Here is a 6744-nt window from a genome sequence, read left to right as displayed (position 1 = left end):
AGAGGTGGATCAGGAAATTTGAACAACACTTATAAGTGATATTTTGCTCCCCAAATGATGTTATAAACATCAATATATGGAGTATTTTATGGCACGTAGACCAAGAAGAAATCATTCAAATGATTTTAAAGCTAAGGTAGCACTTGCTGCGATTAAAGCAGAAAAAACACTTGCTGAATTGAGTGCTGAATTTGATGTTCATCAAAACCAAATTATCGACTGGAAAAATCAACTGATTTCAGCTTCCTCGCAAGCTTTCGATCAATCAAAAGCTCCAACAGAACCACCCATCGATCTAAAAAAACTACATGCAAAAATCGGTGAGCAGGCATTAGAAATTGATTTTTTAGAAGGTGTGTTGAAGAAACTGGGCCGCTTCAACCACAAAAGTTAATCGATGACTCACTTCAGATTTCAGTATCTAAGCAAGCTCAGCTGCTGAAAGTCTCCCGTGGTTGTTATTACTATCGCCCAAAACCTGTGAGTGCATCAGATCTGAAGCTGATGCGGTGTATGGATGAGTTACATATGCAATACCCTTTTGCAGGTAGCCGTATGATGCGTGATTTGTTGAATCGTCAAGGACATCATATAGGACGACGTCATACACGTACTTTAATGAAGAAAATGGGCATTAATGCGTTATATTGCAAACCAAATTTAAGCCAGGCTAATCAAGCTCACCGCAAATATCCATATCTGCTCAAAGGATTGGCTATTCAGCGCAGTAATCAAGTGTGGTCTACGGATATAACGTATATCCCTATGGCAAAAGGCTTTGTTTATTTATGTGCTGTGATTGATTGGCATAGCCGCAAGGTACTAGCGCATAGAGTATCGATTAGTATGGAGGTTACATTTTGCATAGAAACATTAAATGAAGCTATTGAAAAATATGGTCGACCTGAAATATTTAATACAGACCAAGGCAGTCAGTTTACCAGTGATGCATTTATTGATGTATTGAAATCAAATGGCATTCAAATCAGTATGGATGGTAAAGGTCGATGGGTTGATAATGTGATGGTTGAACGATTATGGCGGAGCGTTAAATATGAAGAGGTGTATCTCAAAGCTTATAGCAGTGTCACAGATGCGAAAAAGCAATTGAGTGCATATTTTGAGTTTTATAATCTGAAACGACCTCATTCGAGTCTAGACAAAATGACACCAAATGAGTTTTACTATGATCAGCTACCCCAACAAAACAAGGTGGCTTAACTAGAGCGGAATATCACTTATAAATACGCTTTTAGTTGTTCAAACATGTGGGACCACCTCTTATATTGGGTACTTCTATTGGGTTGTTGGTATGCAGCCGTATATACGCCAAACTTAAACCCACCCAGACTCATCATGGTGAGATAAGTACCAAAAATTTGACCATCCATTACTGACTATACCCCCAATCCACCATCAGGCTACGTTGTTGTACGCCTTGGGCTTGTTTTTGTATGCGCATCACTTCTTGGGCAATTTGCTGCGGGCTTTGTCCAGGTGCTGCATTCACAGTAAAAGAGAAACTATTATGATTGGTTTGTTGAGGTGTAGTCTTACCCTGTCCAGACCGTATAGGCGGTGGTGCAGCAATTGATTTTGGTGGAGGTGGTAAGGGTTTATTGTTGTTGGATTCTTTGGCTGAGGACAGACCGCTAAAGAAATTTTTAACAGTATCACCTATTGAACCAAGTTTACCTACGTTATTAAATATCCATCCAAATAAATTAACTACGGCTTTTAGTGGTGTTAAGACGAGATTGATCGCCCCTCCTACCAACTTACCGAACGATTCGCCCGCCGAGGTTGCTTTATCTATTTGCTCTTTGGTTGCATTTACTGGCTTTAGGAGATTCTTAAACCATTCAAATACTGTAGAAATTGCACCACTTACCACATCCCATGCTGCACCCAACAATGGTGTAGATTGAACAAGATTGCCTATAGCCGTGGTAAATGGTTCTATACCCTGCTTTAAGCCTTGCCAAAATCCCGTAAAAAATGCCTTGATTTGATCCCAATACTTATAGATAGCTAATGCAGCACCAATCGCAACCGCAGCTACCACGCCCCAAGGTGTACGCAATAGCGCTAACCCCACCTCCTTGATGACATTCAGTGCGACGTTAAAAACGGTACGGATTACATTACCAGACGTGGCAAAGCGAAATATGCTATGAGCAGCCCCAAAGACGAAATTTTTAAATCTTCCAAATATACCAATCACACCCAAAGCACTACCCTTGAGCATATTAAATGCACCTACAGCCACACCACGTAATTTGCCAAACACAGTCTGTAGTACAGTTCCAGATGTTACAAATCTAAAGATTGATCCAGCAACAGATCTAATTCTATTTTTTAATGCAAAAAATGCTTTTTCTAGACCGGGTATTGGAATTTTCATTAATTTAAGAACATTGGTAAATGTTTTGCCACTTATTCCAGTCTTTATGAAGTGATCTTTTAATTTCAATATGGGTGAATTAATAGCAAAAATTGCAAACTTGGTTGCTAGCAATCCAATTTTTAACACACCAAGCGCAGCAACTGTTTTTACAATGGTTCCAGTTAATGCAGGGTTTTTCTGTGTCCATTCGGCAATTTTAGTTGCAAACGTACCAACACTCCCTAACACATCATTGATTACTGGCAATAAAACAGATCCAAATTCAACACCAAGATGCCCGATACGATTTTTAAACATATCAATCTGTGCTTGTGTGGTTTTCATTCGTGCTTGATATTCTTTGTCCATTGACCCTTGAGCATTTTTGCTATTGGCCATGTCTATTTGCTTTTCAAGCTCCCCTCTATTTTCAAGTAATTTAGAAAAAGTATCCCAATGTTCCATACCAAATAAGGTAGATACAGCATCAATCTGGGTGGTTGCAGGGGTTTCTGACCAATGTCCTGGTTGAAGTTGTTTTTTTCCATTTTTACTCATTTTGGGTGGAACCCATTTACGTTCCATTGAAGCTTCTTTAGGTAATTTTCTAATAGCATCCATGACTTTGAAAATGGTGTCTGTTGCATTGGTCTGCATGCCTTTTTCAAGCTCAACAGTAGAAAGACCTATTTCCTTAACCATCGCCTTAAATGGCTTACTACCTGTATTGGCTGCTCCAAGTTTTGAAAATACTGCGTTTACTGCTGTACTTGCTGTTTCTGCTTTCTCACCCAATGAGAGTAAAGTCGAACCAAGTGCAGCAGTATTTTTATCAGTAATTTTGACCATGCTCGCAGTACCACCAACCCGTTGCATAAAGTCAATAATGTCACCACCTTTAGATAAACTATTGTCATCTAAATAGTTAATGGTATCTGCCAATTTTCCAATTTGTGTGATTGGTATTTTATACATGTTACCAATCTTACCCATATCATCGGCAAGCTGCCCCATTGGCAACTCAAACGCAGTACCCATTTTTATGACTTCTTGGGTAAAGCCTATCACTTCATCTTTGGCAACACCCATCCTTAGGCCAGCACTCACCATCTCGGCAATTTCATTTCGAGCTACAGGACTGTTATCAGCTATAGTTAAAATTTATTTTTGCATATTAAAGAAATCTTTAGTCAGATTTCCCGCATTATCACGGGCACCATCTAACTGTTTGGCCACACCCAACATTGCTGTTTCAAAATCAATAGCTGTTTTAACTGGTGCTGCCAAAGTTAGACCTGTCGCAATGGTCGCTCCGATCTGTCCTTTTATTTCTGATAATCGATTGTTATTGGCTATTCGCTGCTTTTCAACATTGCTTAAACGTAATTGTTGCGTTTCTAATTTTTTAAGTTCGGCAGTTACTAAGGAATATTTTGAGCGCAGGTTATCAACATTTTTACCCATACCGCCAAAGGTGCGAATCGCCTCACCCAATTGACGTTGGTTTTGTTTGACCTTATTAATTTCTGTACCAATCTTGCCAAGTTCTTTGGTTGTAGAACCAATAACAGTACGGAAGCTACCTGCCAGTGCGCCACCAATTGTGATAACGGCGTTCAGTTTTTTGTTGGCCATGCTCAATCACTTTTATCTCTGATTGAGCAATTTTGGGATGAAAGCTAGTGATTTATCATTATTCAGTTTTTCATCTATTTTATGTATCGGCTATCGATTCCATAAATATGTACAAATTATTATGGCTATCAAGATTGCGATGAATCGCCAAGCTTTCATATAAAAAATTCCAACTTAACTTGATGAGATTTAACCAACGATGTTCTTATAGGTTAAGCCAATTGTAAAAATAATAGCTGCGCAACCAAATAGCCAAGCAGCCCAAAAAGCTGCGTCTGCAAGTCGATTTCCAGCTCTATCCGCACCTTGTTCACTCATTTTTCCATCTACCTTTATTTGGTTTTTGGGTTTATAATTAATTAAATAAATTTTTCATCCTTTAGCCTGTCCATATAAAGGTGGAAAATAAAAACCCAAGACGCCACATCTTGGGTTTTTGCTTTAATAGAGCAAGATTAGTAACAATAAAGACCTATTTCATTATTCAGTTTTTCACTTAATGCAGTGCCATCTCAGCACTTTTGGCTAGAAATGCTGAACGACTTAAATGTTGTTTCTTCGCCATTGCATCAATACGCTTAACCAGTGATTCAGGCATGCTGATATTGATCCGAACAGACTTACTACTGACTTTTGATAAATCAATATCGACCAATAACCAATAGCCGCCTTCAAAGCGATCATCACCAATCCATTGTTCAGGGCTAGATGGCTCTGGCAAGGGCAAATCCTCACCATCAAAATATACTTCTACTGCCTCTTGCGCCATACGCTGAATATCCTGCATGTCGTCAGCAGCACTAAAGCAGCCTTCAAAATCAGGAAAAGTTAAGCCATAGGCAGAGTCTTGGTCTTTATGGACATATACGGGATACAACATACTTACCTCCATTCCCAACCAGCTTGTTTATAAATGTTACGCAAAGTTCCGATTGGCATGTCTTTACGTGGGTGTGGTACAACGACATGACCTGATTTTTCAGGATGTTTAAATTTTTCATGGTCGCCTTTACCACCCACCTTGATCCAGCCTTCCTGTTCCAAGCGTTTGATAATTTCTTTGCTGTTCATTGTGTAATTATACACACCTTTTTCATTAGACTGAATGGAAAAAATCATTTTTATTGCATTCTATATCGGGCTAATAATTATGCCGATTAAGAAGATTGTATCGCTCCATCGGTAACAGATGCCACGGATGGTTTTCAATACGTTTACACAGTTCTTCTCTTTGTTCTTTATCAATGTAGCCCCATGCGATAAATCCACCATCGTTAAAATAGTCATGGATAGCAGAAGCCATGTTAGGGTTTACGCCTCTTATCGCGGGTCCAAACTCTCGCCACCAACCACTGAGCCAAACCAGATACATTGCCATCGCTTTGACATTTCTTTCCGATGTAGAACCGTAATTTTTGCTACTCATAAGTGCAATCAAGTGATGTACATATTCAACCGCTACAGGTATTTGGTCGAGTGGTATTTCATCTATACCACTGACTCCAAAGCGTTGGTGAAGCATTTTGTAGGCATCGGAAAAGTTAAGGTTGGTCGTTTTGGCGACCAGTAAATGAATGGCATCGTTCAGTGATACTCGTTCAGATTTATGGGTTTTGGATTTAGGCTGTACTTCCCTATCCAATATATCTAAAACCCATTTGCGGAATTCTTTGGCGACTGGGGTTCGGGCAAACATGGCTATTAAGTGGCAACCTCTAAGTGAGAAAATTCGTAACCTCAAATTGAGATTCTGAGGATTCTCAATTAGACGAGTCATTGAAGCAGAAAACTCATCTTCTTTTCTTTTGAATATCTGATTAATTTTATCTGTACGAGAATAGCCCAATACCTCAGCTAGTTCAGCGGCCGTTAACCAAATTTGCTCATCACTTTGTTGTACAGGATGAAATTGTATTGCGTTAAATGTTAGACTATTCATGTCTTATCTCCTGCTAGGGATCAGATAAAGCCTCGATAGCCGTCCAAAGTCATCGAGGCTTTTTTTACACCTAAATTCAGGTGCATTGACATTAATTTACATGTACCTATAATTAGTGTCAAGAGTCAGGAGATAACCATGCAAAAACAGACTAACTTTATTAAAACACAAGTACGCCTACCTCCTGATCTTCATCAAGAAGTTACAAATTTTGCTGAAGAAAATGAACTTTCAATGAATAGTGCTTTTATTGAATTATTAAAAACAGCTTTAGTCAAAAAGGAATCTCGATCTTCAAACTTTTCAGAAGTAAAAGTCATTAATCTTGAAAACGGTATTAAACGATTAGTATTCGGGAAATTAGTAAATGTACTACATATTGATTATTCTCAAGATTTAAGTAATTTAAGAAAAGATATTCAATTATCGCTAAATGCATTAGCAGAATCCTCTTTTAGACACAAATTGTCATTTTGGACAAAAGAAGTATATGTTCATCAAGGTGGACATCATATTGACGTTGTTGATAATGGTAAAGGAAGTCTTGGATGGTTGATTGTCGAAGACCATATCACTGATGAATATATGGGAAATTTGCATAAAAAAAGTGATGAAGACTAAGTTTGGTTAGTTTTTTGGGGTAAAGCTAGGTTAGATTTAATGTAAGTGTTATTCCTAGAAGTTAAAATTTTAGGGATAAAAAAGGCGCATTTTGCGCCTTCTATTATTTTTTGCACACTTTTTTTGAAGCACTTATTGTGCCGTTGTTACACATAAATTTTCC

9 protein-coding genes are annotated in these 6744 nt (G+C 38.4%); 2 read left to right on the top strand and 7 right to left on the bottom strand.

Going from position 1 to position 6744, the window contains the following annotated elements:
• The first annotated feature begins 76 nt into the window (after positions 1–76).
• Positions 77–1221 (top strand): IS3-like element ISAba14 family transposase gene (locus ADA42_RS17970; RefSeq protein ID WP_100833519.1). Its coding sequence is split into 2 segments (ribosomal slippage): positions 77–341 and positions 341–1221, totalling 1146 coding nucleotides; the frame shifts between segments, so codons are not numbered across the junction.
• A 17-nt stretch (positions 1222–1238) separates the two neighbouring features.
• On the opposite strand, the gene ADA42_RS18475 is transcribed toward ADA42_RS17970, so the two are convergent.
• The 7 genes from ADA42_RS18475 to ADA42_RS06380 all read right to left on the bottom strand — a co-directional run bounded on the left by ADA42_RS18475 (position 1239) and on the right by ADA42_RS06380 (position 5960).
• Positions 1239–1391, bottom strand: coding sequence for a hypothetical protein (locus tag ADA42_RS18475; protein WP_161798541.1), 153 nt, complete (start codon positions 1389–1391; stop codon positions 1239–1241).
• Positions 1391–3538 (bottom strand): phage tail tape measure protein, encoded by a 2148-nt coding sequence (locus tag ADA42_RS18715; protein WP_228137600.1) that lies wholly within the window; start codon positions 3536–3538, stop codon positions 1391–1393. The genes ADA42_RS18475 and ADA42_RS18715 overlap by 1 nt, the downstream gene beginning before the upstream one ends.
• A 9-nt stretch (positions 3539–3547) precedes the next feature.
• Positions 3548–4021 (bottom strand): hypothetical protein, encoded by a 474-nt coding sequence (locus ADA42_RS18710; RefSeq protein WP_053086580.1) that lies wholly within the window; start codon positions 4019–4021, stop codon positions 3548–3550.
• A 189-nt stretch (positions 4022–4210) separates the two neighbouring features.
• On the bottom strand, positions 4211–4339 hold the full coding sequence (locus tag ADA42_RS18865) for a hypothetical protein (RefSeq protein ID WP_263503756.1): 129 nt from the start codon (positions 4337–4339) through the stop codon (positions 4211–4213).
• Between the two features lie 178 nt (positions 4340–4517).
• Positions 4518–4901, bottom strand: coding sequence for a type II toxin-antitoxin system HicB family antitoxin (locus tag ADA42_RS06390; RefSeq protein ID WP_048764193.1), 384 nt, complete (start codon positions 4899–4901; stop codon positions 4518–4520).
• A 2-nt stretch (positions 4902–4903) separates the two neighbouring features.
• A complete protein-coding gene (locus tag ADA42_RS06385; RefSeq protein ID WP_048764206.1) occupies positions 4904–5092 on the bottom strand; it encodes a type II toxin-antitoxin system HicA family toxin in 189 nt (62 codons plus the stop codon).
• A gap of 70 nt (positions 5093–5162) precedes the next feature.
• The gene (locus tag ADA42_RS06380) at positions 5163–5960 is read right to left on the bottom strand and encodes a BRO-N domain-containing protein (protein WP_048764191.1); all 798 of its coding nucleotides are present in this window, start codon (positions 5958–5960) and stop codon (positions 5163–5165) included.
• 138 nt (positions 5961–6098) lie between these two features.
• On the opposite strand from ADA42_RS06380, the gene ADA42_RS06375 reads away from it, so the two are divergent.
• A complete protein-coding gene (locus ADA42_RS06375) occupies positions 6099–6581 on the top strand; it encodes an Arc family DNA-binding protein (protein ID WP_048764190.1) in 483 nt (160 codons plus the stop codon).
• The last annotated feature ends 163 nt before the right edge of the window (positions 6582–6744 follow it).

It is taken from the genome of Acinetobacter sp. 243_ASPC (genome assembly GCF_001054715.1).
Taxonomy (GTDB): domain Bacteria; phylum Pseudomonadota; class Gammaproteobacteria; order Pseudomonadales; family Moraxellaceae; genus Acinetobacter; species Acinetobacter soli.
This window is presented reverse-complemented; position numbering and strand designations above follow the sequence as displayed.

Coding starts and splice junctions, on each gene's coding strand:
- ADA42_RS18475 (WP_161798541.1), bottom strand. CDS start 1,391: ATGGATGGTCAAATTTTTGGTACTTATCTCACCATGATGAGTCTGGGT.
- ADA42_RS18710 (WP_053086580.1), bottom strand. CDS start 4,021: ATGGCCAACAAAAAACTGAACGCCGTTATCACAATTGGTGGCGCACTG.
- ADA42_RS18865 (WP_263503756.1), bottom strand. CDS start 4,339: ATGAGTGAACAAGGTGCGGATAGAGCTGGAAATCGACTTGCAGACGCA.
- ADA42_RS06390 (WP_048764193.1), bottom strand. CDS start 4,901: ATGTTGTATCCCGTATATGTCCATAAAGACCAAGACTCTGCCTATGGC.
- ADA42_RS06385 (WP_048764206.1), bottom strand. CDS start 5,092: ATGAACAGCAAAGAAATTATCAAACGCTTGGAACAGGAAGGCTGGATC.
- ADA42_RS06380 (WP_048764191.1), bottom strand. CDS start 5,960: ATGAATAGTCTAACATTTAACGCAATACAATTTCATCCTGTACAACAA.
- ADA42_RS06375 (WP_048764190.1), top strand. CDS start 6,099: ATGCAAAAACAGACTAACTTTATTAAAACACAAGTACGCCTACCTCCT.